At 41.7% G+C, this 25594-nt stretch carries 19 protein-coding genes; 14 read left to right on the plus strand and 5 right to left on the minus strand.

The features are described from left to right. Window positions 1-114 precede the first annotated feature (114 nt). From BIZ38_RS01995 to BIZ38_RS02005, 3 genes are all read right to left on the minus strand, one after another. Window positions 115-1341 (minus strand): threonine/serine exporter ThrE family protein, encoded by a 1227-nt coding sequence (locus BIZ38_RS01995; protein WP_187489424.1) that lies wholly within the window; start codon window positions 1339-1341, stop codon window positions 115-117. A 149-nt stretch (window positions 1342-1490) separates the two neighbouring features. Then, window positions 1491-2711, minus strand: coding sequence for a glycosyltransferase (locus BIZ38_RS02000; RefSeq protein ID WP_187489425.1), 1221 nt, complete (start codon window positions 2709-2711; stop codon window positions 1491-1493). Then, entirely contained in the window at window positions 2708-3715 is a 1008-nt protein-coding gene (locus tag BIZ38_RS02005; RefSeq protein ID WP_054553993.1) for a LacI family DNA-binding transcriptional regulator, read from the minus strand. The genes BIZ38_RS02000 and BIZ38_RS02005 overlap by 4 nt, the downstream gene beginning before the upstream one ends. Window positions 3716-3877: 162 nt before the next feature. Here BIZ38_RS02005 and BIZ38_RS02010 point away from each other — a divergent pair, with 162 nt between their 5' ends. The 3 genes from BIZ38_RS02010 to BIZ38_RS02020 all read left to right on the plus strand — a co-directional run bounded on the left by BIZ38_RS02010 (window position 3878) and on the right by BIZ38_RS02020 (window position 8252). Further along, a complete protein-coding gene (locus tag BIZ38_RS02010; RefSeq protein WP_187489426.1) occupies window positions 3878-6331 on the plus strand; it encodes a S9 family peptidase in 2454 nt (817 codons plus the stop codon). Between the two features lie 115 nt (window positions 6332-6446). Beyond that, window positions 6447-7046 (plus strand): hypothetical protein, encoded by a 600-nt coding sequence (locus BIZ38_RS02015; RefSeq protein WP_187489427.1) that lies wholly within the window; start codon window positions 6447-6449, stop codon window positions 7044-7046. Window positions 7047-7154: 108 nt separating this feature from the next. Continuing rightward, the gene (locus tag BIZ38_RS02020; protein ID WP_187489428.1) at window positions 7155-8252 is read left to right on the plus strand and encodes a serine hydrolase domain-containing protein; all 1098 of its coding nucleotides are present in this window, start codon (window positions 7155-7157) and stop codon (window positions 8250-8252) included. 24 nt (window positions 8253-8276) lie between these two features. Here BIZ38_RS02020 and BIZ38_RS02025 read toward each other — a convergent pair whose 3' ends face one another. Next, on the minus strand, window positions 8277-9182 hold the full coding sequence (locus BIZ38_RS02025; RefSeq protein ID WP_166338608.1) for a LysR family transcriptional regulator: 906 nt from the start codon (window positions 9180-9182) through the stop codon (window positions 8277-8279). A gap of 110 nt (window positions 9183-9292) precedes the next feature. Between BIZ38_RS02025 and BIZ38_RS02030 the strand changes: the two genes are divergently transcribed. After that, window positions 9293-10051, plus strand: coding sequence for an SDR family NAD(P)-dependent oxidoreductase (locus BIZ38_RS02030; RefSeq protein ID WP_187489429.1), 759 nt, complete (start codon window positions 9293-9295; stop codon window positions 10049-10051). 91 nt (window positions 10052-10142) lie between these two features. Continuing rightward, on the plus strand, window positions 10143-10760 hold the full coding sequence (locus BIZ38_RS02035; RefSeq protein ID WP_166338682.1) for a LysE family translocator: 618 nt from the start codon (window positions 10143-10145) through the stop codon (window positions 10758-10760). A gap of 58 nt (window positions 10761-10818) precedes the next feature. Here the strand turns inward: BIZ38_RS02035 and BIZ38_RS02040 are convergent, their stop codons facing one another. Further along, entirely contained in the window at window positions 10819-11727 is a 909-nt protein-coding gene (locus tag BIZ38_RS02040) for a LysR family transcriptional regulator (RefSeq protein ID WP_138599394.1), read from the minus strand. Between the two features lie 118 nt (window positions 11728-11845). Here BIZ38_RS02040 and BIZ38_RS02045 point away from each other — a divergent pair, with 118 nt between their 5' ends. The 9 genes from BIZ38_RS02045 (at window position 11846) to eda (ending at window position 25589) form a co-directional block, all read left to right on the plus strand. Beyond that, window positions 11846-13822: a ligand-gated channel protein gene (locus BIZ38_RS02045; RefSeq protein ID WP_262387541.1), complete on the plus strand. Its 1977-nt coding sequence runs from the start codon at window positions 11846-11848 to the stop codon at window positions 13820-13822. Between the two features lie 221 nt (window positions 13823-14043). After that, on the plus strand, window positions 14044-16224 hold the full coding sequence (locus BIZ38_RS21660) for a PHB depolymerase family esterase (RefSeq protein WP_222937990.1): 2181 nt from the start codon (window positions 14044-14046) through the stop codon (window positions 16222-16224). Between the two features lie 593 nt (window positions 16225-16817). Continuing rightward, window positions 16818-17696 carry an NAD(P)-dependent oxidoreductase gene (locus BIZ38_RS02060; RefSeq protein WP_138618280.1) on the plus strand — a complete coding sequence of 293 codons (879 nt, stop codon included), beginning with the start codon at window positions 16818-16820 and terminating at the stop codon, window positions 17694-17696. 98 nt (window positions 17697-17794) lie between these two features. Beyond that, entirely contained in the window at window positions 17795-20047 is a 2253-nt protein-coding gene (locus BIZ38_RS02065; RefSeq protein ID WP_187489431.1) for a polysaccharide lyase 6 family protein, read from the plus strand. A gap of 9 nt (window positions 20048-20056) precedes the next feature. After that, window positions 20057-22255 (plus strand): heparinase II/III family protein, encoded by a 2199-nt coding sequence (locus BIZ38_RS02070; protein ID WP_187489432.1) that lies wholly within the window; start codon window positions 20057-20059, stop codon window positions 22253-22255. Between the two features lie 11 nt (window positions 22256-22266). Beyond that, a complete protein-coding gene (locus BIZ38_RS02075) occupies window positions 22267-22614 on the plus strand; it encodes a cupin domain-containing protein (RefSeq protein ID WP_054553983.1) in 348 nt (115 codons plus the stop codon). A gap of 1 nt (window position 22615) precedes the next feature. Next, window positions 22616-23911 carry an MFS transporter gene (locus BIZ38_RS02080; RefSeq protein WP_187489433.1) on the plus strand — a complete coding sequence of 432 codons (1296 nt, stop codon included), beginning with the start codon at window positions 22616-22618 and terminating at the stop codon, window positions 23909-23911. Between the two features lie 57 nt (window positions 23912-23968). Continuing rightward, window positions 23969-24895, plus strand: a complete 927-nt coding sequence (locus BIZ38_RS02085; RefSeq protein WP_187489434.1) for a sugar kinase — start codon at window positions 23969-23971, stop codon at window positions 24893-24895. Window positions 24896-24968: 73 nt separating this feature from the next. Further along, the gene (gene eda, locus BIZ38_RS02090; RefSeq protein WP_138618290.1) at window positions 24969-25589 is read left to right on the plus strand and encodes a bifunctional 4-hydroxy-2-oxoglutarate aldolase/2-dehydro-3-deoxy-phosphogluconate aldolase; all 621 of its coding nucleotides are present in this window, start codon (window positions 24969-24971) and stop codon (window positions 25587-25589) included. Window positions 25590-25594 lie beyond the last annotated feature (5 nt).

Here is a 25594-nt window from a genome sequence, read left to right on the forward strand (position 1 = left end):
CCTTTTTATTTTTACCACATGCACTTATGAGTTATATCAGTTTGTTACAGATAAGCAAAGTCGGCTTGTTAAAACGAGGATATAAAAAAGCCCGAGAAGCTCGGGCTTAGTAAGTTATAGACTTTTCTTCGGTGGCAGCGCAACGTTAGCGAAGATAAGCCCCGCCACTAATGACATAAATATCAAGAAGGTTTGTTGGCCTATATGCTCCGCATAAACGAAATCTTGACCTTCAATTAACGAGTTCAAACCGATATAGGTTTTACTTCCAGGTACTAAAACAATTAAACCTTGCATGGCTACAATAGAGGCGGGTGCATTAGCAACACGGTTAAACAAGTTACTGAATACCCCAACAGATAAAGCACCAACAAAAGTACCTAAAGTGTAATCTAGATACATGGCCGAACCAATACTTGTACCATACGCGATAAAGCCAGAAGCGATTGACCAAACTGCATGCTTTAATTTTGTTCTAAAAATAACGATTAGGCTGCTACATAACATGAAGATAGCAAGCCAGGCTGTCCATTTGGGTAAAGGCTCGGGTTGCACAAAATCACTTTGTCCAAAAATAGCAAAACCAATACCGATACCAATAAAAGCACCAAAATACAGTTTAAACAGCAGCATGAATGAGTCCATCACCCGAGCTGTACCAGATACTAAATGCCTTGCCGCTAACTCTGCTAAACCTAGGGCTAATGCTAAGCCGGGTATAAATACAATGATGGCTGAAAGTACCACCAGTCGTATGTTTATTTGGGCATCAAGATATACGCTTACAGCGCAGGCAATCATCGCAGAAACAATGGCAACTAATGGTTCAAGCATATGCGCAACACGCTTAGAGCGTGTTGACCAGAGCACAAATAAATACACCACTAAGGTAATAATTGCTGACCAAAATACATCATTCCAGCTAGTGCCCATCAGCATGGCAAATGCACCACCCGAAGTCGCAAACGCAACGCCAGTCATAAATTTATTATATGGGTTTGGCATGGTGTAAATGATATCGAGCTGTTTATCGACTTCTTGTAGCGTCAGCTCGCCATTAAGCATTTTGTTTACTAAGTCATCGGTATCTGCCAGCGAGCCTAAGTCATGATCGCCCGGATCAACACGCGCAACATGGGTGTACTCTTCTTCGTGCCCATCTGTCCAAATAACAAATGTCACTGATGTTGGCGACATAACAAAAGATGATTTCAAACCGAGATAAGTCGCAACTTCCATTAAGTGCGCTTCTAGTCGGTATGCAGGTGTACCGTATTTATGAAGCATTTTGCCAAGCTTCACGATAAATTTTCGTTTTTCAGTAAACGTTGCGGTTTTCAAAGGCGTTTTGAACCAAAGGTTAAATTGTTCAGTTAAGGATAGACCAAAATTCAATAAGATATAGTCTAATAGCTAGACTATATCGCTTAAATTGACCAGCGCGATTTTAGCGACAAAAGCCGCTATGTCTAGTGTTATTTACGGCAAAATTACTTATTTTTTGCTTCAATCCACTGCGCCATGTATTGGGTCGAACGCATGGTGTGATGTTTGAGCATTTGGCCGGTAAAATTTTGCTGTCTATGCTGCGCTAATGACTCACTAATGGCGGTGATTTTAGCGATTAACTGCGACTGAAGTTTTGATTTATCATAATATTTTTGCAATAACTGCTGGCCATTTTGCTGTGCTTGGGTAAACAGAGCTTCATCTTGATAAAGTGCCACTGCTGCATCAGCAAATTGCTGTGCATCTTCACAGATTGCGCCTGACCATGGCTCATCTTGATGCATGCCTTCACTACCAATAGGGGTTGTTACGCTCGGCGTTTGCATGATCATCGCTTCGAGTAACTTACCCTTGATACCAGCCCCAAAACGCAGTGGCGATAAACATACTCGGGCATCTTCCATAACTTGATAAGCATCATCTGCCCAGCCTTTGATTAAGAAGCCGGTTTTTGGATTGTTAAGCGCTGTCGCCTTAGGCGGTGGGTAAGAGCCATAAATATGGAGTTCAGCATCGGGTAATTGTTTGCGGATCAGCGGCCAAATCTGTTGCAAGTACAACACTGCATCCCAGTTTGGCGCATGACGAAAATTACCAATGGTCATAAAGTGCTTACGCTCAGCAAATGCTTTGGTGCTGGTAGGAATATGCTGTAAATCAACCAAAAATGGTAAATGGTGAAGTAGGGCGTTATCTACTTTGAAAACGTCATTGAGTAGCTGCATCTCGTAATGCGAGATAATTAAGCTGATGTCTGAGCGTAAAATTGCCGCGATTTCTCGCTTTGCAATATCGCTGTGTAAATCACTATGGCTGAATTCTCGGCCTGCTTTGTGAGCTTCGTGACGGGAATTTCTTAGGCACTGTAAATCTTCGGTATCAAGAATTTTAAGTGCGTTAGGGCAGTATTTATCGACTCGCCAACCGAACTGTTCTTCCATCATAAAGCGATCAAACATCACAATATCAGGGTTATACGCTTGCACGTACTCATCAAAGCTTGAGCAGTTTAATGCAATGACCTGTGTGGTAATGCCATCTTCGCTGAGATCCACCATGTGTTCGGTTTTTTGCGCTGGGCTTGCAAATTCAACTTGCCAGTTTTCTGCACGAAAGGCGCGCAAGAGTGACATCATGTGGGTGCCGGCTGCCGACGAATTAGGCTCAGGCCATACATAACCGATCACTAACACTTTTTTCATTGACTTGAATCTCGTATTTTTAAGTTAACATCCACCAAGGTGCGAACGGGTGGCGTTGATTTATCTAATAGTTCTTTTAACACCTGACAGGTGCGTTTACCGATTTCATCGGCATTAATGGCGATGGTTGAAAGAGAAGGAAGCATTAAGCGGGAATCTTCTAGGTCATCAAAGCCAATAACTTTGATGTCTTTACCTGGCTCTAGGCCGTGTTGGCGCATAGCTTCAATCGCGCCGTAAGCAATCACATCATTAAAACAGACAATGGCCTTGGTATTTGGCGCTTGTTTTATAAGGGTATTAAAGGCTTCTCGGCCACCTTGGCGGTTTGTCGGCGCTTGAATAACGGGTTTTTCGTCAGTGATATTAAATTGCTCAAGCGCAGCTAAAAAACCACTTAAACGTTCATGGTAGTCAGATATTTCTGCCGTGCCGCCTAAAAATGCAACTTCTTCTATGCCTTGCGATAAAATATGGCTAGTCGAAATATGTGTGCCTTTTTTGTTATCAGGCAAAATACACGGCGCAGCTGAAAACGGAATTTCACGCATGATATTAATAACCGGAAAACCACTATTTATTAAATCATCTTGCCACTGCTGCTCTGTCCCCGGTGCTGGACACATAATAAACGCCGATACGTTGTATTCTTTTAGGGTTTTCACCACTTGAGTTTGCCTTTCGACACACTCTGCAATATTCACCAGCATTGGCAGCATGCCAAGCTCAAAGATGTGTTTTTCGAGACCAACAGCAAGCTGAGCTGAATACGGGTTGGTTAAGTCATTTATAACCAACGCGACTAGGTTTGATCGCTTGCTGCGTAGGGCTGCAGCATCGCGGTTATACACATAGCCAAGCTTATCAATGGCAGCCAGTACTTTTTCTTTACTTTTTTTACTGACCTTATCACTGTTGGTAAGGACCAAAGACACGGTTGACTTTGAAACCTGTGCTTGTTCAGCCACATCCCAAATTGTGACTTTGCCTGTCGATTTTTTCATTTTTATTAGCAAAAAGTGGCGAATAGAGTGCTCTTATTTTAGCGTAATTTAGCTGTTTAAGTCACTGATTGGCTGCCAAAAGGGTCGAAACTCTTTATGAAATGCTGCAAACATGTTCTACTTGTTTACAGAATCGAAAATAAAAACGAAAAAGGAACGAACATGAAAGCATTTAAACTGCTTTTTGCGCTAGTCATTGGCGCAGCTGTTTGCACACCCAGTTTTGCTAATCAAGGTTATCAAACTCCATCGCCGGCACTGGCTGCTGTGGTTGACGCTAAGCTCGCACCAAGTAGTTATTTATCGAATGATGGCCAGTGGCTGGCGCTATTCGATAGAAAACGCATCGATACCTTACAAGACTTAGCCAAAGAAGAGTTAAAACTTGCGGGCATTAAGCTTAATCCTGCTAATTTTTCGCGCTCACGAGTGCGTAATAAATTTACATCTTTAGTGCTTAAGCATGTTGAAACAGGCTCTGAAATTGTTGTATCTGGTTTGCCAAATGGAATTTTACGCTCACCAAGTTGGTCAAGCGACAGTCAATATTTGGCATTTGTGGTAGAGCAAGCATCGAGTGCTAACCTATGGGTCTATAATGTAAGTACTAAGCAAGCCCGCCAGTTAAGTGATACGCCTCTTAATTCTGTGCTAACGCGCACGCCTTATACGTGGTTGCCAGATAGCAGCGCTATTGTCGCAAATGCAGCGGTCAATATTGGTAAAGCACGTATCAGCAATGACAGCTCGCAGGTTGTGCCTGTTATTCAGCAAAGTAGTGGTGAAAAAGCGCCTGCGCGTACTTATCAAAACCTGCTAACTAGCCCATACGATGAAGCACAATTTAAGTTCTTTGCCCAAAGCCAGCTGACTTATATTCCGCTCAGTGGTCAAGGCCAACCGATTGGTCAACCGGGCTTAATTAAATCGTTTTCGGTCTCGCCTGATTCAACCAATATTTTGGTTGGCATGATTGATGAGCCTTTTTCGTATCAAGTACCTTACAGCCGATTTGCTGCGACTTGGCAAATTTGGGGCATGCGTGGCTATACGTTAGCAGAGCTTGCGAAGCAGCCTTTAGCAGATAACATTCCACAAGGTTATGACAGTGTGCGTACTGGTCGCCGCGAATTTCAATGGCGTGCAGATCAAGGCGCTGAAGTCATTTGGGCAGAAGCACAAGACGGCGGTGATATGAAAACCGACGTGCCTTATCACGATCACCTTTATAGCCTAAGAGCACCTTTTAAACGTGATGCGAAGTTATTTGCGAAAGTTGAACGCCGTTTTGACTCAATTACTTGGGGCAACGGTAATATTGCTCTGTTATCTGAATGGCGCTTTAGCGACCGACAAGTTCGCACATTTGTTATTCAACCTCGTAATGCAGATAAAAACCGCGTGCTATTTTCTGAGCGCAGCTATAACGATGCGTATAAAGATCCAGGTTACCCAATTTATGAAAAGAATGATTTAGGCGCTGACGTATTAAAAGTTGTTGGTGGGCGTTATCTTTTCTTACGCGGTAACGGTGCCTCTGAACAAGGTAATATTCCGTTTTTAGACCGATATGATGTAAAAACCAATTCCACAACACGTGTTTGGCAATCAGAAGCGCCATACTATGAGCGTGTGCGTGCAATGCTTGATGATGAAGGCGAGCGTTTAATTACGATTCGCGAATCTAAAACTGAGCGACCTAACTTTTTTATTCGCGACCTAGACGATAAAACCCTGACTCAACTTACGACTTTTGAGCACCCTTACCCAGAATTTAAAGGGGTGACTAAAGAGCTAATTCGATACAAGCGTGATGATGGCGTTGAGCTTAGTGGTACGCTTTATTTACCGCCTGGTTATGATTCAACTCAAGGCCCGTTACCGGTTCTAATGTGGGCTTATCCGCTTGAATATAAAGATAAAGCCGTTGCGTCACAAATGCGCGAGTCGCCTTATGAGTTTACTTATATCGGTTATTGGGGACCAATGCCTTATCTTGCAAAAGGTATTGCCGTATTTGACGACCCGAAAATGCCAATTGTGGGTGTTGATGGTAAAGAGCCAAACGACTTATTCCGTAAGCAGCTGGTGGCAAGTGCTAAGGCTGCGGTAGATGTGCTTGTTGAAAAAGGTGTGGCAGATAAAGATAACATTGCCATTGCTGGTCACTCTTATGGTGCCTTTATGGTGGCGAATTTATTAGCGCACAGCGATTTATTTAAAACCGGTATTGCCCGCAGTGGTGCTTACAACCGCACCCTAACGCCATTTGGTTTCCAAGGTGAAGAGCGTGACTTTTGGCAAGCGCAAGATGTGTACGCGGCGATGTCACCGTTTTTCCATGCTGAGAAAATCAATGAGCCTATGCTGATGATCCACGGTCAAGAAGATCCAAACTCGGGTACCTTCCCAATGCAAAGTGAGCGTATGTACGCTGCATTAAAAGGCCTAGGTAAAGAAGCCCGCTTAGTGATGTTACCTTATGAGGCGCATGGCTATCGCGCTCGTAAGAGCTTGCTGCATGTACTTTGGGAGCAAGAGCAGTGGTTAGAAAAATACTTATTAAGTGACGAAAAACCCGCAGAGCCAGTTGCCGCTGACGGTGTCACTCAGTAGTTAGTTAAATGGTTATATTAGGAATCCCCGCCCATAAAGCGGGGATTTTTGTATTGCCTATTTGCATATTCATATTCGTAGATAAGCGGTTAGCAAATAAGAGGAAATGTTGTTCATGTTTATAATTCCAGATACCGACAAGAAAATTCGAGCAAAGATATCTAGCTATAAATCTGCTTTTAACCGAGAGATTAGAGATTATGGCTGTATCTCAGATGGTTATGGTAAGCGATATTTAATATTTCCTTTGTTGCTCGTACTCAATGATATGAAAAAAGCTGAGCAACATATACAGTGGCATGATTCACACTTTCCTGATGATATGGGTGAGCCAGTGCAAATGTTGTGTCGTTCGATACTAACGTTTCGTATTGGTGATATTAATAAGGCGTCTTACGAACTAGCTGAAACTATGTTTTCGAATGTATATTTATTGCCATGGCTACTTGATGAAAAAGTAGAACCTATTGATATGCGCCATCTAACAAACTTCTCACTGTTAGAGTATTGTGAGGAAGTACCACACAGAGTTCTCGAAAGCATATCAGAGCAAGAGCTGGAGTGGATTTACAGCTGCTATCATTCAGGGGCTTTTGTAAAAGCAAGAACACGTTATATTGAAATCTACACGCGCTTAAAGCATGTTTCAGAAATGGATGAACGCGTTAAGCTATCTGATGAAGCTGAGAAGTTACTATCAGCTCTAAAAGTTTAGCAGGCAATAGCTTAAGGGAAAGTCCTAAGTGCTTGGTTTCTGCTTTGAATGCTATTTTAGTCAATTAAATTAGGCCTTTGATGCGGTCGTTATAAAACAAGGATGCTCATGAATAAGTTTATAATTCTTATATCATTTTTAATATCGTCTTGCTCATTACATGCAAAACAAACCAAAAGTTTAGAATTTTCTAAAGTGCTAGATAAGGAGATCCCGTTAATTCTTGAAAAAAGCAAAGCGCGTGGTATTGCTATATCGATTGTTCAAGGGAATGAGGTGCTTGGTTCATATTCTTATGGCCATGCTGACGCTGAAAATAGAACCCCAATCACACACAAAACTTTATTCAATGTTGGCTCCATTTCTAAAGTGATTACAGCTTGGGGCGCAATGATACTAGTTGAACAAGGTAAAGTTGAACTTGATAAACCAATTAATGATTACTTAAAAAGCTGGAAAATACCGAATTCTCAGTTTGATGCTAACAAAGTAACTTTACGTAATATTCTCTCTCATACTGCAGGGCTTTCATTAAGTGGCTACAATGGATGGAGTGCTGAAGATCCATTACCTACTCTTGTAGAGTCATTAGAAGGAAATAATACGGGTGATGGAGCCGTTAAAATTATTCATGAACCTGACACTAAATGGTCATACTCAGGTGGTGGTTACACGATAGTTCAGCTGTTAATTGAAGACCTGACTAATCAATCTTTCAGTAATTTTATGACTAAAAACGTTCTTTTACCCCTCGGAATGACAAATTCTTCGTTTGATATCAACCGTATTTCTCCAGCAAAGCTGGCTAGTCCTTACGATGAGAATGGCAACAAAACAGCTATGGTGTACTTTACAGAAACAGCTGCCGCTGGCTTTATAACAACGGCAGATGATTTAGCTAAGTTTAATCAGGCAGTGCTAAAAAATGAGCAAGGTAATTACATTGGTTCAAATATTTTATCAAATCAGCTTATTGCAAATATGATTCAAGCTCAGCCTCACACAGGAGGGCGATGGAGTATGAGTTATGTCGTAGACTCTGAGAATAACAGTCTAGGTTTTGCAGGGTTTAATAGAGGCTGGACATCCTTAACTCGCTCTGTGACAGATAAAAATATTGGTTATGTAATATTAAACAATAGTAGCGTTGGTGGAGTGAATAATGAAATTGATCAACTCCTGCTGTCTGTAATTAAAGGTATTTAAACTGAAGCGCACATAGCAAGTATCTTAGCTATGGGTAATCGGTTTTAATTGCTCGCTTAACCAATCAATAAACACTCGGGTACGCCTTGGTAAATGGCGTCGATTTGGGTAGACGATATTCATAGGCATGGGCGGCAAATTATAGTCAGGCAAAACTTGGATAAGTTCACCACAACTAAGCTCGTCAAGAACTCCATGACGAGGCACTTGAATAAGGCCAAGCCCAGCTAAACACGCTGCTTTATAGGCATCAGTATTGTTGACTGTGAGCTGTGATTTCATGGTCAGGGTTTGCCAATCGCCTTGCGTATCTTGGTATTCAAAGCCGGGGTCAAGTTGGCCGAGCGTTTGGCTATAGCGAACAATGTAATGCTCGGCTAAATCGCTAAGTTCAGTGATGTTGCCATAGTTTTTAATATAACCTGGGCTGACACAGTTAATCATAGGGCAGTGGCCAATTTTTTTCGCAATCAGCGATGAGTCTTCTAAATTACCGACTCGCACTACACAATCAAAGCCTTCTTCAATTAGGTTAACTCGTCTGTCAGAACTACTCAGTTCAATCTCTAATTGCGGGTGTGCAGATAAAAAGCTGTCTAGATTCGGTAGCACTAAGCGCCGACTAATTGGCTGTGGCATATCTACTCTAAGACGCCCTGATAACGCTTCGTCTTTTTTATGAAATAGGGTTTGTAGTTCGTCTATATCAGCAAGCATATCTTTGCAGCGCTGATAAAACACAGTGCCTTCATTGGTCAGCGTAACTCGCCTTGTTGTGCGGTTTAGAAGCCGAGCACCTAGCGTATCTTCGAGTTGTTTGACCAACTGCGAGACGGATGATTTAGGCATGCTCAGTGCAAGTGCTGCAGCCGAAAAGCTTTTTAGCTCTGCAACCTGAACAAAGGTTTTCATGGCATTTAGTTCATTCATGATTGTTTGTTATTTGCGAACAGTTAATTCAATTTTACATGGTTTATCTGGTTTTGCAGTGTAAATATACTGGTTGCTCACAATTACTTCAAAGCAAAAGGGTAAGCACGATGAGCAACAAAATTGCAGTGATCACAGGTGGTAATCGCGGTTTAGGTAAAAATACAGTTTTAAGTTTGGCACGTAAGAACATTGATTGTGTATTTACTTACAGAAGCCATAAAGATGAAGCGCAGCACGTTGTAGAAGAAGTTGCAGCGCTAGGGGAAAAAGCCGTCGCCATTCAACTTGATGTTAGCGATATTTTAGGTTTTGCTGAATTTAAACAAACACTTGAAAGTACTTTGGCAACACAATGGCAAACGTCTCGATTTGATTATTTAATCAATAACGCAGGTCATGGCAGTGATAGTGCATTTGCTGATACCAGTGAAGCTATGTTTGACAATTTGATGAATGTACATGTTAAAGGTGTGTTTTTCTTAACGCAAACACTGCATGAGATGATCAATGATGGCGGGCGTATTATTAACTTATCTTCAGGGCTGACACGTTTTGCATTACCAGGAAAAGCGGCCTACGCTACCATGAAAGGAGCCGTTGAAGTATTAACCAAATACATGGCAAAAGAACTTGCTGGTCGCAATATTGCCGTGAATGTCGTCGCGCCTGGCGCAATTGCCACTGATTTTGGTGGCGGTGCTGTCCGTGATAATGAGCATGTTGCGCAATTAGTGAGTTCATTTACAGCCATGGGACGCGTTGGCCAAGCTGATGATATTGGTCCTATGATTGCGCAGCTACTCGGTGATGAAAACCGTTGGGTGACCGGACAACGCATTGAAGCATCAGGCGGTATGTTTTTATAAGCCTGTTAGCAATCGCGTGTTTGTTTGCTTATTTAAGTGAATGTGATTTAATCGCTTTCTCTTTTTAAGCAATAAACATGTGATTGCATTTATGCTCGATTTAGCAGTACTCGCGGTTTTTATTCCGACCTTTTTCTTTGTTTCTATTACACCTGGTATGTGTATGACGCTAGCCATGACGTTAGGCATGAGTGTAGGCGTTAGACGTACGCTGTGGATGATGGTCGGTGAGGTGTTAGGGGTTGCCACGGTAGCCATTGCTGCGGTAATTGGGGTTGCCAGTATTATGCTTAATTACCCTGACTTATTTGCCTTTTTAAAATACCTAGGTGGCGCGTACTTAATATACTTAGGTGTTAATATGTGGCGCGCTAAAACCAGCTTTAAACCTAACGATGCTACACAGCAACAAATTGGTCGTGGGCAATTGTTTTCGCAGGGTTATATTACTGCCATTGCAAACCCAAAAGGGTGGGCATTTATGATTTCTTTACTCCCTCCGTTTATTAATGTTGATTTAGCAGTTGCTCCTCAGCTTGCGGTATTAGTGAGCATTATTATGCTGAGCGAATTTATCTGTATGTTGATTTACGCAACAGGCGGTAAAAGCTTAAGGCTGTTTTTAGATAAAGGCGATAATGTGAAGTGGTTAAACCGTATTGCTGGCGCGCTTATGATGGGTGTAGGCGTTTGGCTGGCGCTAGGTTAACGCTAAGTTGGATAATAGCCATCTGCATATTGCAAATGGCTATTATCCTTTATGAGTCTTAATCAACTAATTCAACTTGCTTAGACACATGGTTAAAGCATAGTTTTAAAGTATCAATGGCAGTCCTTGTTTTTGCCGCTAAACTGTCTCTGGCTGGTGTTACAGCATAAACAGTATAGTTTGGCATTGCCCATTCAGGTGCTATTTCAACCAGTTCTTTCGATTTTAGTAAATGCCTAACTTCTGGTTCGGGTAACACGCCATAGCCAACACCATCAATCACAAGTTTGATTAAACTTTGCATGTTGTTCACTGTAATTTTAGCCTTTGGCAGTGGCTTGCTTTCTAATGTAGAAGGGTTAAATGCGTTGCTGTCAGCATTACTGTGTCCAATTCTGGCAAACTGGTTAAGATCTTGCCAACGAGCCTGTTTTATTTGACTAATTGGATGATCTTTATGGGCGCATAACTTTAGTGGCCACGTTGCTAATTGCCTTGCTACTAGGTTGGAATCTGTTAATGGGCCAATAGCGATTGCTAAGTCAGCGCCGCATTTAATCATATCAATTGGCTCGTCAGTCAAAATTAACTGAATACGTAAATCATCAAATTCGTTAATTAAGCGCTCCAACGGCTCGCTTAATAATCCTCCACCAAAACCCACTGGCGCCACTAATTTAAGCTCGCCACTGGGCTTATTTTGCAAATGTTGTAATTGCGTACTGGCTTGATCAGCTAGTGCCAGCATTTTTAAACAGCTTTGATAATACAGGTGGCCGGCTTCGGTTAAGGTAAGTTCGCGTGGGCTGCGGTTAAATAGGCTTAATCCGATTTCTTGTTCTAATTGCTTAATGTGTTGACTCACAGCCGATGTGGTCATCGATAACTCTGCAGCTGCACCGCTCATATTGCCTGTCTCTACAGTACGAGAAAAAACGCGTAGTGTTTTTATCAGCTTGGAATTCATAGTTCAGGCCTTCTTAATTCAGTTTTAAGAAATCGTAAATTGTGAAAATCGGGACTTCTCATTAGTATGCAAACGCTAATTATTATCATTAATAAACAAAATGTCACGGAGTATTATTATGACGAGGGTTGTTACGAACATTTTACCATTAACGGCAGCTATACTAGCTAGTTTGTCTTATTCTGCAAATGCAGATGATAAAAAGCAAGACATGGAAGTGATTGTAGTTTCTGCTTCAGGTTATGAGCAGATGCTTAAAGAGGCACCAGCCAGCATCAGTGTTATTGATCGTGAGCAACTCGAAAAGCGTTTTTATCGTGATCTAACCGATGCAATGACAGATGTTCCTGGTGTGGTTGTCACAGGTGGTGGCGACAGAAAAGATATCAGTCTTCGTGGTATGGCAAGTCAATATACTTTGATTTTAATTGATGGCCAGCGTCAAACCTCTCGTGAAACCCGCCCAAATAGTGATGGCCCTGGTGTCGAAGGAGCATGGACTCCGCCTATCTCAGCGATTGAACGCATCGAGGTTATCCGTGGTCCTATGTCGTCATTATATGGCTCAGATGCAATCGGTGGGGTTATCAATATTATTACCCGTAAAACACCAGAAAAATGGTATGGCGAATTGCGCCTAGATAGCACCATTCAAGAATCAAGTGAATCGGGCAATATCAATCAAGGTAGCTTTTTCACAGCGGGTGGCTTAATTCCTGAGTTATTAGGTATGCAGTTATCTGGTCAATTCTCAAAGCGTGACGAAGACGATTTTGAAGCAGGTTTTCGTGGCAAAGAGCAAAGTAATATCAAAGCTAAGTTCATCTTAACGCCTTCTGATAACCACGAAATCATGCTTGAAGTAGGCTCTGCAAACCAAAAACTCGACGAAACATTAGGCAAAACGGTTGCTCCTTTAGCTGAAGGCGAAAGCTGTGGTCGAAATGGCTGTCCTGAGTCATCAACCACAGAGTATGACCAAGAGAGCTATTCACTAAGCCATAATGGTTTTTATGATTTTGGCTCATCACGTAGTTACCTAAAGTACGATAAATTCGATAATACCTCTCGCGAAATGTATGTCGAAAATACCGATGCGCAAACCAGCTGGACTTTACCTTTTACCAATCATAATGCTGCATTTGGTGCATCATATTTAAAAGAAGAGCTGGACGATTACACCAGTAACCGCATAAGTGACTTAACCCATGTTGAAAACGAGCAGTGGTCGGTGTTTGCCGAAGATGAGTGGGCAGCAACCAAGCAGTTTAAACTCACAACAGGTCTTCGTTATGACCATGATGGCAATTTTTCAGGCCATTTCAGCCCACGTTTGTATGGTGTGTATACAGCAACTAAATCGTTGACGGTAAAAGGCGGTATCTCTACAGGCTTTAGAGCGCCGAATATTCGTCAATCTACCGCAGCGTGGGGGCAAGTGAGCCGAGGTGGTAATATTTACGGTAACCCAGATTTAAGCCCTGAAAAATCTGTAAACTACGAAATGGGTATCTATTACGATGCAAACCGTGATTTATCGCTTTCAAGCACCGTATTTTACAACGAATTTGAAGACAAAATTACCCGTATTTCGTGCCCACTCACCCAGTGTACTGATGGACCAAACCAGTTTGGTTCGATGCCAACGACCTATGTCAATGTGGATGAAGCCGTTACACAAGGCTTTGAGTTATCAGTATCTTACGACATTACCAGTGAGCTTGATGTAAGTGCCAACTACACCTACACCGATTCTGAGCAAAAAACTGGTGAGTACAAAGGCAGCCCACTTAATCAATTACCTAAACACATTTTACAAACATCAGTTAATTGGCGCCCGGTTGATAAGCTAGGCACCTGGTTGCGTGTACATTACCGTGGTGAGGAAAGTCAGCCGACAACAGGTCCGTCACAAGACAGCTTAATTGCGCCAGATTACACCTTGGCTGATATCGGTGGTAACTATGATTTAAGCCGCAGCATTAAGTTAGGGTTTGGTGTTTATAATTTATTTGATAAAGAAATCACCGAAGCTGAATACGGATATGTTGAAGATGGTCGACGTTATTGGCTATCAGTCGGGTTTAATTTTTAAGCCTACTCCTTAGCAAAAGCAAAGCCAACGAGTTACGTTGGCTTTGTTAATGGAACTGGCTTAAGTTTCGTAAATGACAATAAATTAGGTTGTGGTGCTTTTGGTTTGTTTTGCAATAGATGTATAGCACTATAGTTATAGGTCGCTTTTTGAATAGTTCTACTACATTGAGTTAGTCATCAACTGACAGACAACAATGATAACGACTATAAAGGCGATATATGCAAAAAGTAACACAATTATGTAAACGGAAATCAGCGTCGTTTACTCCGCTCGCAGTGCTCTGTGCTGCTATTTTCTCGCAGCCAAGTTTTGCAGGGAGTTGGCAGCAAAATGTCAGCATTGGCGGTTTTAATAATGTTCATATTTACACTCCTGATACGCAATCAAGCATAGGCAATGGCCATTCTTTGATGCTGGTACTGCATGGTTGCGTACAACCCATTAATAACTACTTAACTGCGAATCTTGAAGATGCAGCCGAAGCCCATGGCATGGTAATAGCCGTTCCTGATGCAATGAATAAAGCAGGCTATAGCTGCTGGTCATATTGGCAAGGAGCAATCAATCGCAGCTCTGGCGATTATAAGAACTTGATTAATTTAGCCAATACATTGAGTGCTGATGCAACGCGTAATATTGACCCTAAACAAGTGTATATTGCAGGCTTATCATCTGGAGCTGCAATGGCTGCACAAACGGCTTGTGTGGCGCCTGATGTATTTGCCGGAGTTGCATCAAGCGCTGGGCCGACCATCGGCACAAGTTCAAGTGGGGCAATTTCGACCTGTGAAACAGTGTCTGAAAACACCTTTGTATCCCGCTGTGAAAGCTATGCTGGCAGTTATAAAGATCATTTTGCCACACAAATAGCGGCGATTGGTCATGGTACTGCCGATACCACAGTCAATACCTGTTACAACCAGCAAAACGCAGATGGCTTTGCTGCCCTTTATGGGATTAATCAACTTTCAGGCACAACGACCATAAGTGATGATGCAACGCGTACCGCTGAGCAGTCACTTTGGCAAGACAATCGGGTTGCTATGCTGTGGTTTAATAATTTGGATCACTCGTGGTCGGGGGGGCAAGGTGCGTCTGGCGATTATGTGGCGGCAAACAGTATTAATTTTGCAACCTATCTCGGTGAGTACTTTGCGGCTAATAATAAACGAGTTGATCGTAATGCAGGCCCTGAAATTAGTAATTTAACTGCCACAGACAGTAATAATCAGCTCACCATTACAGGCAGTGCAGTCGACCCAGAAGGCAGTGTAACCAATGTTGATATTAACGTGTATAGCCTAGCCGGTGGCGCGGCAAGCTTAATTGAATCACTGAACGTACAAGTCGATGCGAATAATACCTTTAGCGGGGTGACAAGCGTACTCAGCGATGGACTTTATGAAGTGCGTGTCAGTGCCACAGATAACGAAGCGAAACAAGGTGATGAAGCTAATCTAACGGTACGCGTTGGACCAGAGCCTGCGGCTACAGCACCGCTACTGAGTGACACTGCGGCTAGTGTAAACGGGCAGTGCGCTTCAGTGACGGGAACTGTGATTGATGATAATCAAAACTTAAGTACTGTCGTGGTCAGTTTTAGCAATGGTGATGTGACGGCTACAGTGAATGGGCTTGCGTACTTTGCTGAACAATGCAATCTGGCTGGTGGCAATAATAGTGCAGTGATCACCGCAACTGATGATACTGCGCTGACATCAACAGATAGCATTAGTTTTGTCATCGATGCTGGTGTAACAGGCGATTACAATCTTCATATTAACGAAGGCCATATTAGCTGGGGCGAAGGTTACTCTGCCTGTTATTTAGCGTTTGGAACTGCTGCCTTTACTATGCGCGAGTATTCAGCGGGCACCAATCAATGTCAGTGGATTGCTGATGATAATTCAAGTTGTGCAGGGCCATTACAGGCATGCAAAACCACCACTGAACCGACTAATGACGCAGACAACGACGGTGTGCTCGACGGCGCAGATAATTGCCCAAATGTAGCGAATGCTGATCAAGCCGATAACGATAATGACGGGATTGGTAATGTATGTGACAGCACTCCTGATGGTGAAACGAGTGACTCTGACAGCGATGGTGTTAGTGATGGCCTAGATAACTGCCCGCTGGTGGCCAATAGTGATCAACTGGATAGTGATGCAGATGGTGTGGGTGATGCGTGTGATTCAACCCCGAATGGTGATTACCAATGCACTGAAACCACCTCTAGCAACTATGCACATGTGCAAGCAAATCGCGCAACCACGAATGGCTCTTACGCCTATGCGGTAGGCTCAGGTGATAACCTAGGTCTTTATAACACTTTTTATACCAGTACCTTAGCGCAAACTAGTGCTGGGTATTATGAATTAGGTAATTGCCCTAATTAATAGATGTGTGTCGCCCAAACGGGCGACATAGCTTTAGTTACTCTTATATTTAAACCATTACCACCTACGTTAAAAATGATTACAGGATTACTAGTGGAATTGTTGAAACAACTAGTCACGACGCTTTTTGCTGTTTTCAACAATATTTAAATGCTTCAAATTTGTTTACTAATTTAAGCTGGTTGGCATGATTGGTCATAAAGATGATTTTAGTGTTCTTACCAATTTTATGTTTTTATGTTGCACCCTCATCTCAAAATTTTCTCAAACTTATCAATTCCCGTAAATAATCAAATAATCTAATAAAATTAACTAATTAAGTTAGTAAATAATTTTACTTGATAGCTTTTATTTTTATCGCGACAGACTTTTTTGAATATTGGTCAATATTCTTTTCTTTTTTTGTAACGCCAATTGGTTGACAATGTAATTTATTGGTAATAACTTATGTTGTTATTGGTAACCTTGTTGTGCCAGTTTGTGTAAGTGCTGCTATTAAGATGTAGTGCTGTGAGATTTAAAAAATTTAACTAGGCGCACTTTTCGAAATGGTTAACTTCATTCAAAAGTGTCAATTTATTTAGGAGTTCTACATGTCAAAACCAACGATCGGTTTTATCGGCCTTGGCCTAATGGGTGGCAATATGGTCGAGAATCTACAAAACAAAGGCTATCAGTTGATTGTGATGGATCTTAATAAAGAAGCCGTTACAAAATGTGTAGAGCGAGGTGCTCAAACAGTATCGACAGGTAAAGAGTTAGCCGCTGCTTCAGACATTGTTATGCTTTGCTTAACAACATCAGATATCGTGGAAAAAGTAGTTTATTCAGATGAAGGTTTATTGGATGGACTAAAAGAAGGGTCTGTTTTAATCGATTTTGGTACATCAATTCCTGCCTCAACTAAGAAAATTGGTAAAGACCTTGCTGCAAAAGGCGTAGGTATGATTGATGCACCTTTAGGGCGTACTCCAGCGCATGCAAAAGATGGCTTATTGAATATTATGGCTGCAGGTGACTTAGAGACGTTTAATAAAGTGAAGCCTGTATTAGATGATCAAGGTGAAAATGTGTTCCATTTAGGGGAGCTTGGCGCAGGTCATACAACAAAGTTAATTAATAACTTTATGGGTATGACAACGGTATGTGCGATGTCTCAAGCATTTGCTGTTGCTGATCGTGCCGGCGTAAATCGCCAACAACTTTTCGACATTATGTCTACGGGACCATCAAATTCACCTTTTATGCATTTTTGTAAAAACTATGCGGTGGATGGAGTGAGTGATCTTGGGTTTTCAATTGCAAATGCAAATAAGGACTTAGGTTACTTTTTACAGATGGTAGAGGATCTTGGCACTGTGTCAAAAATTGCTGAAGGCTCATCGGCGAACTTGCAAGCTGCATTTGATGCGGGAATGGGTCAAGGCAATGTGCCTGAGATTTTTGATTATTTCAAAAGCTTAGTTAAGTAAAGCCATTTGCCAAAGCGCTTCACATCGTGAAGCGTCTGAACACACATAATAAAGCTGATGGCGTTTTTCGTCGAAATATCAGTAAAAATGAGTTAACTATGCGATTGATTAAACTAAATATAATAAAGCTTAGCCTAGTTATTCTTGGTTGTTTTTCGACAACGATTGCAGCCAAAGACTACTTAATAGACAACAAACAAGCTTACGCAAAAATAGCCAACACGTTACAAGCAGGTGATACCGTAATTTTACAAAATGGGGTGTGGCATGACTTCGAAATTGTTTTATCTGGTCAAGGCTCTAAACAATTACCGATTAGATTAAAGCCGCAAACTAAAGGTAAGGTTATTTTATCTGGGCAGTCAAACCTTCGTTTAGCAGGGCAGTATTTGCATGCCAGCGGCCTTGTATTTAAAAATGGTTATACCCCGACATCCGCGGTTATTGAATTTCGTAATGGTAAAGAACTCGCATTTAATTCGCGTGTCTCTGAAATGGTAATCGATAATTATAACAACCCAGATAAGCGCGAATCTGATTATTGGGTAGCGCTTTATGGTCAGCATAACCGTTTTGATCACAACCACTTGGAAGGTAAACGAAATAAAGGAGTAACAGTTGCGGTTCGGTTGAACTCTGAACAAAGTCAGCAGAATTACCATCAAATTGACCATAACTATTTTGGCTATCGTCCTGTATTTGGCTCTAACGGTGGAGAAACGTTACGTATTGGGACGAGCCATTACTCGTTGTCCGATTCGCACACATTAGTTGAGAACAACTATTTTGAACAAACCAATGGTGAGGTCGAAATCATTTCGATTAAATCAGGTAAGAACCATATTCGAAATAACGTTTTTTATGAAGCTCGCGGCACACTTACACTGCGTCATGGGAATGGAAATATCATCGAAGAAAATATTTTTTTCGGTAATGGTGTAGAGCATACTGGCGGCATTCGCGTTATCAACAAAGATCACATTATTCGTAATAATTATCTCGAGGGATTAACGGGATTTCGTTTTGGCAGTGGCTTTACGGTGATGAATGGTGTGCCTAATTCACCCATTAACCGCTATCACCAAGTTGAAAATGCGCAAATTGAAAACAATACCTTTATAAATGTTGAACATATTCAGCTTGCTGCTGGCAGTGATGCTGAACGCAGTGCTGTACCAATTGATAGTGTGATGAACAATAACCTGATCATTAACGACTCGCAGCAACCGTTCACAGCTTTTGATGATATTAGTGGCATTAAGTTTAGTAACAACATTGCCAATACAGCCGTATTACCATCGCTTAGCAAGGGAGTAAATCAACAGCAAGTTAAGTTAATGCGTAATAAAGCGGGTTTACTTTACCCTGTTTCAGAGTCAGTTCTTGCGGGTGTTAAGGCCGATTTAACTGTACTGAAAAAAGCAGACACAGGAGTGAGCTGGTACCCTAAAAGCCCTGCAATTGTGGCTTTTGATTCGGGAAAAACCCATCGAGTCGAAAATTCTGCGAAGGATCTCCTGCTTAAAATTGAACAAGCGCATTCTGGTGATGTACTTGAACTATCAGCAGGAGACTATGACCTCGCAAAACTGGTCGTGATTGATAAAACCCTTTCTTTTAAGGCGGCTCAAGATGGCGCTGTGAATTTGACTTTTGAGCGCTCGAGTTTGTTCGAAATTCATGATGGCGGCAGTTTAAAATTAGAAGGGTTAGTTATATCTGGTAAAAACAGCCCAGACTCAGCGGGTAATTCGGTTATTCGTACTAAAAAATGGGGCATGGTTGAAAACTACCGTTTGATTATGGAGCGTTGCCAATTAATTAACTTAGATATTAATCATACCTTTGATTTTTTTAAAACGGGTAAAGGTGCACTAGCGGATGAAATCACTTTAATTAATAACCAGTTTAGTCAGGTTACTGGTGATATCTTGCGCTTGGACAGCGAGATTGAAAACTTAGGTGTGTATAACGCAGAGTATGTCACCTTAACAAATAATCATTTTGATAATGTTAGTGGTGCGCTAGTTAAGCTTTATCGTGGCGGCACTGATGAAAGTACGTTTGGTCCTCACTTTTTGTTAAAGAATAATACACTGAACTCAGTGGGTTTAGGTAAGCGAAATAAAACTAATGCCAGTGTTTACTTACATGGTGTGCAAGTTACCGAAATCGCCGAGAACGCGTTTACCAATTCTGCGCCGATTGTCGTTGAACATACAGTTGGTGAACCGCAAACGCGTATTATCTCAAACACGTTCACTAATACAGCAAAACCACACATTAAAGAGCTAAATATTGCAGGCTCGCATACGGCTATTTTAAAAAATAACCAAGTGATTCAGAAGTAGGGAGCAAGCATGAAAATATTTAATTTTTACACAGGCTTAAAAATAGCGGTAACTGCTCTGGCTATTACCACATGCAGTGCTTTTGCGACGCACCCAAATTTAGTAATCACCCAATCTGATGTTGAGAAGATGCGCAGTGCGCTTAACCAATCGGGTCGCTTTAATGATCGGTATCTTGAGCTAAAGCAACAAGTAGATCAGCAACTTGCTTTTGGTATTGTTGTGCCGTTACCTAAAGATGGTGGCGGTGGTTATAGCCATGAGCGTCATAAAAAGAATTATCAGCTTATGTATGGCGCTGGCATAATTTACCAGTTAAGCCAAGAGCAAAAATATGCCGATTTTGTGCGCGATATGTTACTTGAATATGCCGCACTCTATCCAACGTTAGATGTGCACCCCAAACGTAAAGTTAAGTCGCAAAATCCAGGAAAATTATTTTGGCAAAGCTTAAATGAAGCCATGTGGTTGGTATACACAATTCAAGCTTATGATTTGGTCGTTGAGACACTAACAGATCAAGACATTAATGACATTGAGCATAAGCTATTAAGACCTGTGGCACTCTTTTTATCACAAGGACAGCCTTCTACTTTTAATAAAGTACATAATCACGGCACTTGGGCTACAGCTGGAGTTGGCATGGCAGGCTACGTGTTAGATGAGCCACAGTGGGTTGAAAAGGCTCTGTATGATTTAGATAAATCTGGTAAAGGCGGCTTCTTAAAGCAGCTTGATATGCTTTTTTCACCTCAGGGGTATTATAACGAAGGCCCCTATTACCAGCGCTTTGCGTTACTCCCTTTTGTTACGTTTGCCCAAGCTATTGCACATAACGAACCTGAGCGAAAAATTGCACACTATCGTGATGGCATTTTGCTAAAAGCCATAGATACTACAATTCAACTAAGCTATAACGGTTTGTTTTTTCCGATTAATGATGCAATTAAGAGCAAAGGGATCGACACCATTGAACTTGTGCATGGTGTGACGGTTGCTTACGGTTTAACGGGTGATACAGGCTACTTAGATATTGCTCAACAACAAGGGCAAATTATTCTTTCGGGAGATGGTTTAGAGGTTGCAAATGCGTTAGATGAAGGATTAGCAACACCCTATCAGTTCAGGTCCGTCGCATTTGGAGATGGCAGCCAAGGAGATGAAGGGGCGCTTGTGATCATGCGCAGCAAACCCAATGGCGAACAGGCATTACTCTTTAAACCTGCTTCTCAGGGATTAGGGCATGGCCACTTCGATAAGTTAACCTGGCAGTTTTATGACAAGGGACAAGAAATTGTTTCTGATTATGGTGCTGCGCGTTTTTTAAATGTTGAAGCCAAATTTGGGGGTCGTTACTTACCGGAAAATAACAGCTATGCAAAACAAACCGTAGCGCATAATACAGTCGTTGTGGACGAAATCAGTCATTTTAATTCAGATGTAAAGCAAGGAAACAAACATGCCCCAACGCTAAATTTCTTTGAAACCTCGGAATACGGCAGTGTATCGAGTGGTCAAATAAATACAGCTTACGAAGGGGTTGAGCTTGAGAGAACGCTTGCTTTGGTCGAACTTAAAGAACTAGGTAGTACTATTGCTATTGATTTATACAGTGTCAATGCATCACAACCTCACCAACTAGATTTGCCTTTGCATTATAAAGGGCAATTTATCGATAGTAATTTTGATTTAAATACACAGAGTCAACAGATGACGGCGCTGGGTAAAAAGAATGGTTATCAACATCTTTGGTTAAGAGCGCAAGCTCGTCCTGAGAAGGGGTTAGCTAAGGTCACATGGTTAAATGAAAATGGCCGCTTTTATACTTTATCAAGCTTAGTGAATGGCGAAGAGTCGTTTTTATTCACGCAAGTTGGTGCAAACGATCCTAATTTCAATCTACGTAATGAACATGGTTTTATCCGCCGAGTGAAAGGTGTAAATAGGCATCAATTTATTTCAATACTAGAGCCTCATGGTGAATATAACCCGAGCAAAGAATATACCCTCGTTGCACAAAGCCGATTATCTGCCTTGTCACACACACAACAGGGGGAGCTTACGCTTATTGAGTTAACTGTGGCAGATAAGCCTTATTTAATTGCCATTAATAACAACAAAGGCGCTAGTAAAAGATCATTTAAATATAAAAATCAATCATATTCATTAGACGGCCACTTAGGCGTTTATTTGATGACCAACATTTAGGAATAGTTGCCATGACTAAACAAAGTGAACATTTTACATTTGCAAGCGACGCTGAAGTTGAAGACCTAGGGAATGGCCTAAAACGTCAAATGCTTGGTTATAACGAAGAACTAATGGCCGTTAAAATTTGGTTTGCACAAGGTGCTATTGGCTATAACCATGCTCACCGTCATTCACAAGTTACTTATGTTGTTGAAGGTGAATTTCATTTTAATATTGATGGTGTTACCAAAGTATTAAAAGCAGGTGATAGCTGTTTTATTCCTCCTTTTGCAGATCACGGTGCAACTTGCCCAACGGGTGGTATTTTAATTGATACCTTTAGCCCAGCTCGTGAAGACTTTTTAGAGGATGAATAATATGAAACTTCAAGGTTTACGCTGGTGGGTAATTGCTCTAATAGCACTGGCAACTATTATCAATTATATCGATAGACAAGCGCTTAGTGTGCTATGGCCTGATATTGTTGAAGAACTGTTTCCTGATGAATCAGCTTTAGAGCGAAAGCAAATTTATGCCAATATTTCGATTGTTTTTGTATTTGCTTATGCATTTGGGCAAGCAATTTTTGGCAAAATTTTTGATTGGGTTGGTACGCGCTTTGGTTTTGTTTTATCAATAGGGGTGTGGTCGCTAGCAACCGTGGCTCATGCATTTGCCCAAGGAGTAATGAGCTTAAGTCTTTTTCGCGCTATTTTAGGCGTTGCAGAAGCTGGGAATTGGCCGGGAGCTGCAAAAGGCAATGCTGAATGGTTTCCAACTAAAGAACGTGCCTTAGCACAAGGATTTTTTAACTCTGGAGCTGCAATTGGCGGCATTATTGCAATCCCTCTTATTGCTTATTTAACTGTCTACTTTAGCTGGCAAATGGTGTTTGTTGTGGTAGGTGTTATGGGCTTTTTATGGCTAGTGCCTTGGCTTATTCTAGTGAAAGCTCCACCAGGCTCTCACCCATGGATCAGCGAAGAAGAAAAGCAATACATCTTAACCGGCCAACGTCAGTCTACAGCCGAAAACGCCAATGATGAAGAATACAACCCAAGCACGACTGAGCTTTTAAGTCGTAAACAAAGCTGGGGCGTTATCATTGCATCAGCAGCAATTGACCCTATTTGGTGGTTGTTTGTTTTTTGGATCCCAATTTACCTCAATGAAGTCTATGGCATGGATGTTAAGTCAATTGGAATTTATGGTTGGGTGCCTTATGTAGGCGCTATGTTTGGTGCATGGTTTGGTGGTTTACTTGCGCAAAACCGTTTAAAAGCCGGATGGAGCACGGATAAAACACGTAAGCTCACCATTACATTAGGCTGCTTAATTATGTTGCCAGCCTTAATTGCCATGGCAAACCCAGGCGCGCCCGTAGTAGCTGTATTGATTATGGCTGTGATTTTATTCGGTTTTCAAACAGCGATTGGTAATGTGCAAACGCTACCGAGTGACTTATTAGGGAAAAAAGCAGTCGGCACCTTATCGGGTATTTCTGGTATGGCTGCAAAACTAGGTGCTGTAGGTCTAACGTCATTGGTGCCTTACTTAACTGCCGGCGGTAATTACACACCTGCATTTGTGATTGGCGCATCGCTTGCGATTATTGCGATGTTGGCTGTTTGGCTATTGATCCCAAAAATTGAACCACTAAGCAGTAAAAAGTAACCCAAATAAAGGCTTTTTAGATTCTCTAAAAAGCCTTTTTAATTACAGGATAAAATAATGAAAAAAATCTTCTTTTTGGGTGAATGCATGGTTGAGTTAAAAGCTATTTCAGATAGCACGCTAAATCAATCATTTGCTGGCGATGTTTATAATTCAGCGGTGTATTTAAAGCGTTGTTTTAGCTCACTTGAATGTGGGGTTGTAAGTGCTATCGGTACGGATGCGCTCAGTATTAAAATGCGGCAGCGATTTGTCGAAGAAGGCCTAGCGACACAGCTTGTCTTCACACATGCTAATAAAGTACCCGGTATTTACTACATTGAAACTGATGAGCAAGGGGAGCGCAGTTTTACCTACTGGCGACATGACTCAGCAGCCCGTAAAGTGGTGGATTTTTTTAACCCAAGTGTTGAAGAAGAATTAGCCAGTGCAGATATGCTGTTTATCTCGGGTATTTCATTGGCTGTCATTGAACCAGCAAGCCGAGATTTATTTTGGCAAATCGTGCAGCGGATAAAAAAAGCGGGCGTTAAAATTGTTTTTGATCCCAATTATCGTGCTCGGTTGTGGCAGAGTGAGCAAGAAACTAAAGGGCAATACACTATTGCATTCGAACTAGCTGATATTTGTCTACCAGGTATTGAAGATTTAACGACACTTTATGAGCTTCATAGCGCACAAGCCGTTATGGACTATTTAGCGCAATTTAATATCGCAGAAGTCGTTGTTAAAAATGGCCCAAGCTCTGTCTTTACAAAAATAAATGGTCAATTGTTTGAGCATCAAATTACACCAGTTACGCATGTTGTCGACACCACATCAGCAGGCGATGCATTTAATGGTGCTTACCTAGGTGCCAGAATGGCAGGTATGGATGAACATAAAGCTGTACAGCTTGCTGCAAAAGCCGCTGCTGTGGTGATCCAGCAGCCAGGAGCAATTACACCAAAAGAACACTTTGTGAAGGCCATGCAGAGTACTTAATTTCAAAACTACCTTTTAACTGCTCGTTAGCAGCAACTTGATCTTTACCAATTAATTTAAAGAGAGAACGAACATGATCCGCTTTTCTGAACTGATGTCAGGGCAAACACTGCTGCCTCTTATTCAAGCTGAGACACCTGAACAAGGGGTAAAAATAGCCAAAGCAATGGCTGATGCAGGGCTAGGGCTGGTTGAAGTTGTACTTAGAACGAAGGCTTCATTAGCGACTATTTCAGCGATAAAACAACAATTGCCCCAACTCACGGTTGGTGCAGGGACGGTTATCAACGAAGGTATCCTACAGCAAGCAATTAAAGCAGGTGCAGATTTTATTGTTACACCTGCTGTGTCAGCAAACTTACTTCAAGCGCTAAAAAACTGTGGTTTACCGGTTGTTCCCGGTGTGTCTAATACAGCAGACATTTTACTGGCATTAGAGGCCGGCTTTACTGAGCAAAAGCTATTTCCAGCTTCTTTATCAGGAGGGCCGGCGTTTTTAAAAGCTGTGTCGAGTGTGTTCCAAGATGTTCGCTTTTGCCCAACAGGTGGCGTGAATGAGCATAATAAAGATGAATATTTAGCATTAGATAATGTAATTGCAGTAGGAGGCACGTGGGTCGCTAAACAACAATGGGTTGAGCAACAAAACTGGCAAGCGATTACCGATGCATGTATTGCAGCGAATAAAGCATAACGGAG

It is taken from the genome of Pseudoalteromonas sp. BZK2 (assembly GCF_014349195.1).
Classification (GTDB): domain Bacteria; phylum Pseudomonadota; class Gammaproteobacteria; order Enterobacterales; family Alteromonadaceae; genus Pseudoalteromonas; species Pseudoalteromonas simplex.

Coding starts and splice junctions, on each gene's coding strand:
- BIZ38_RS02000 (WP_187489425.1), bottom strand. CDS start 2,711: ATGAAAAAAGTGTTAGTGATCGGTTATGTATGGCCTGAGCCTAATTCG.
- BIZ38_RS02005 (WP_054553993.1), bottom strand. CDS start 3,715: ATGAAAAAATCGACAGGCAAAGTCACAATTTGGGATGTGGCTGAACAA.
- BIZ38_RS02010 (WP_187489426.1), top strand. CDS start 3,878: ATGAAAGCATTTAAACTGCTTTTTGCGCTAGTCATTGGCGCAGCTGTT.
- BIZ38_RS02015 (WP_187489427.1), top strand. CDS start 6,447: ATGTTTATAATTCCAGATACCGACAAGAAAATTCGAGCAAAGATATCT.
- BIZ38_RS02020 (WP_187489428.1), top strand. CDS start 7,155: ATGAATAAGTTTATAATTCTTATATCATTTTTAATATCGTCTTGCTCA.
- BIZ38_RS02025 (WP_166338608.1), bottom strand. CDS start 9,182: ATGAATGAACTAAATGCCATGAAAACCTTTGTTCAGGTTGCAGAGCTA.
- BIZ38_RS02030 (WP_187489429.1), top strand. CDS start 9,293: ATGAGCAACAAAATTGCAGTGATCACAGGTGGTAATCGCGGTTTAGGT.
- BIZ38_RS02035 (WP_166338682.1), top strand. CDS start 10,143: ATGCTCGATTTAGCAGTACTCGCGGTTTTTATTCCGACCTTTTTCTTT.
- BIZ38_RS02040 (WP_138599394.1), bottom strand. CDS start 11,727: ATGAATTCCAAGCTGATAAAAACACTACGCGTTTTTTCTCGTACTGTA.
- BIZ38_RS02045 (WP_262387541.1), top strand. CDS start 11,846: ATGACGAGGGTTGTTACGAACATTTTACCATTAACGGCAGCTATACTA.
- BIZ38_RS21660 (WP_222937990.1), top strand. CDS start 14,044: ATGCAAAAAGTAACACAATTATGTAAACGGAAATCAGCGTCGTTTACT.
- BIZ38_RS02060 (WP_138618280.1), top strand. CDS start 16,818: ATGTCAAAACCAACGATCGGTTTTATCGGCCTTGGCCTAATGGGTGGC.
- BIZ38_RS02065 (WP_187489431.1), top strand. CDS start 17,795: ATGCGATTGATTAAACTAAATATAATAAAGCTTAGCCTAGTTATTCTT.
- BIZ38_RS02070 (WP_187489432.1), top strand. CDS start 20,057: ATGAAAATATTTAATTTTTACACAGGCTTAAAAATAGCGGTAACTGCT.
- BIZ38_RS02075 (WP_054553983.1), top strand. CDS start 22,267: ATGACTAAACAAAGTGAACATTTTACATTTGCAAGCGACGCTGAAGTT.
- BIZ38_RS02080 (WP_187489433.1), top strand. CDS start 22,616: ATGAAACTTCAAGGTTTACGCTGGTGGGTAATTGCTCTAATAGCACTG.
- BIZ38_RS02085 (WP_187489434.1), top strand. CDS start 23,969: ATGAAAAAAATCTTCTTTTTGGGTGAATGCATGGTTGAGTTAAAAGCT.
- eda (WP_138618290.1), top strand. CDS start 24,969: ATGATCCGCTTTTCTGAACTGATGTCAGGGCAAACACTGCTGCCTCTT.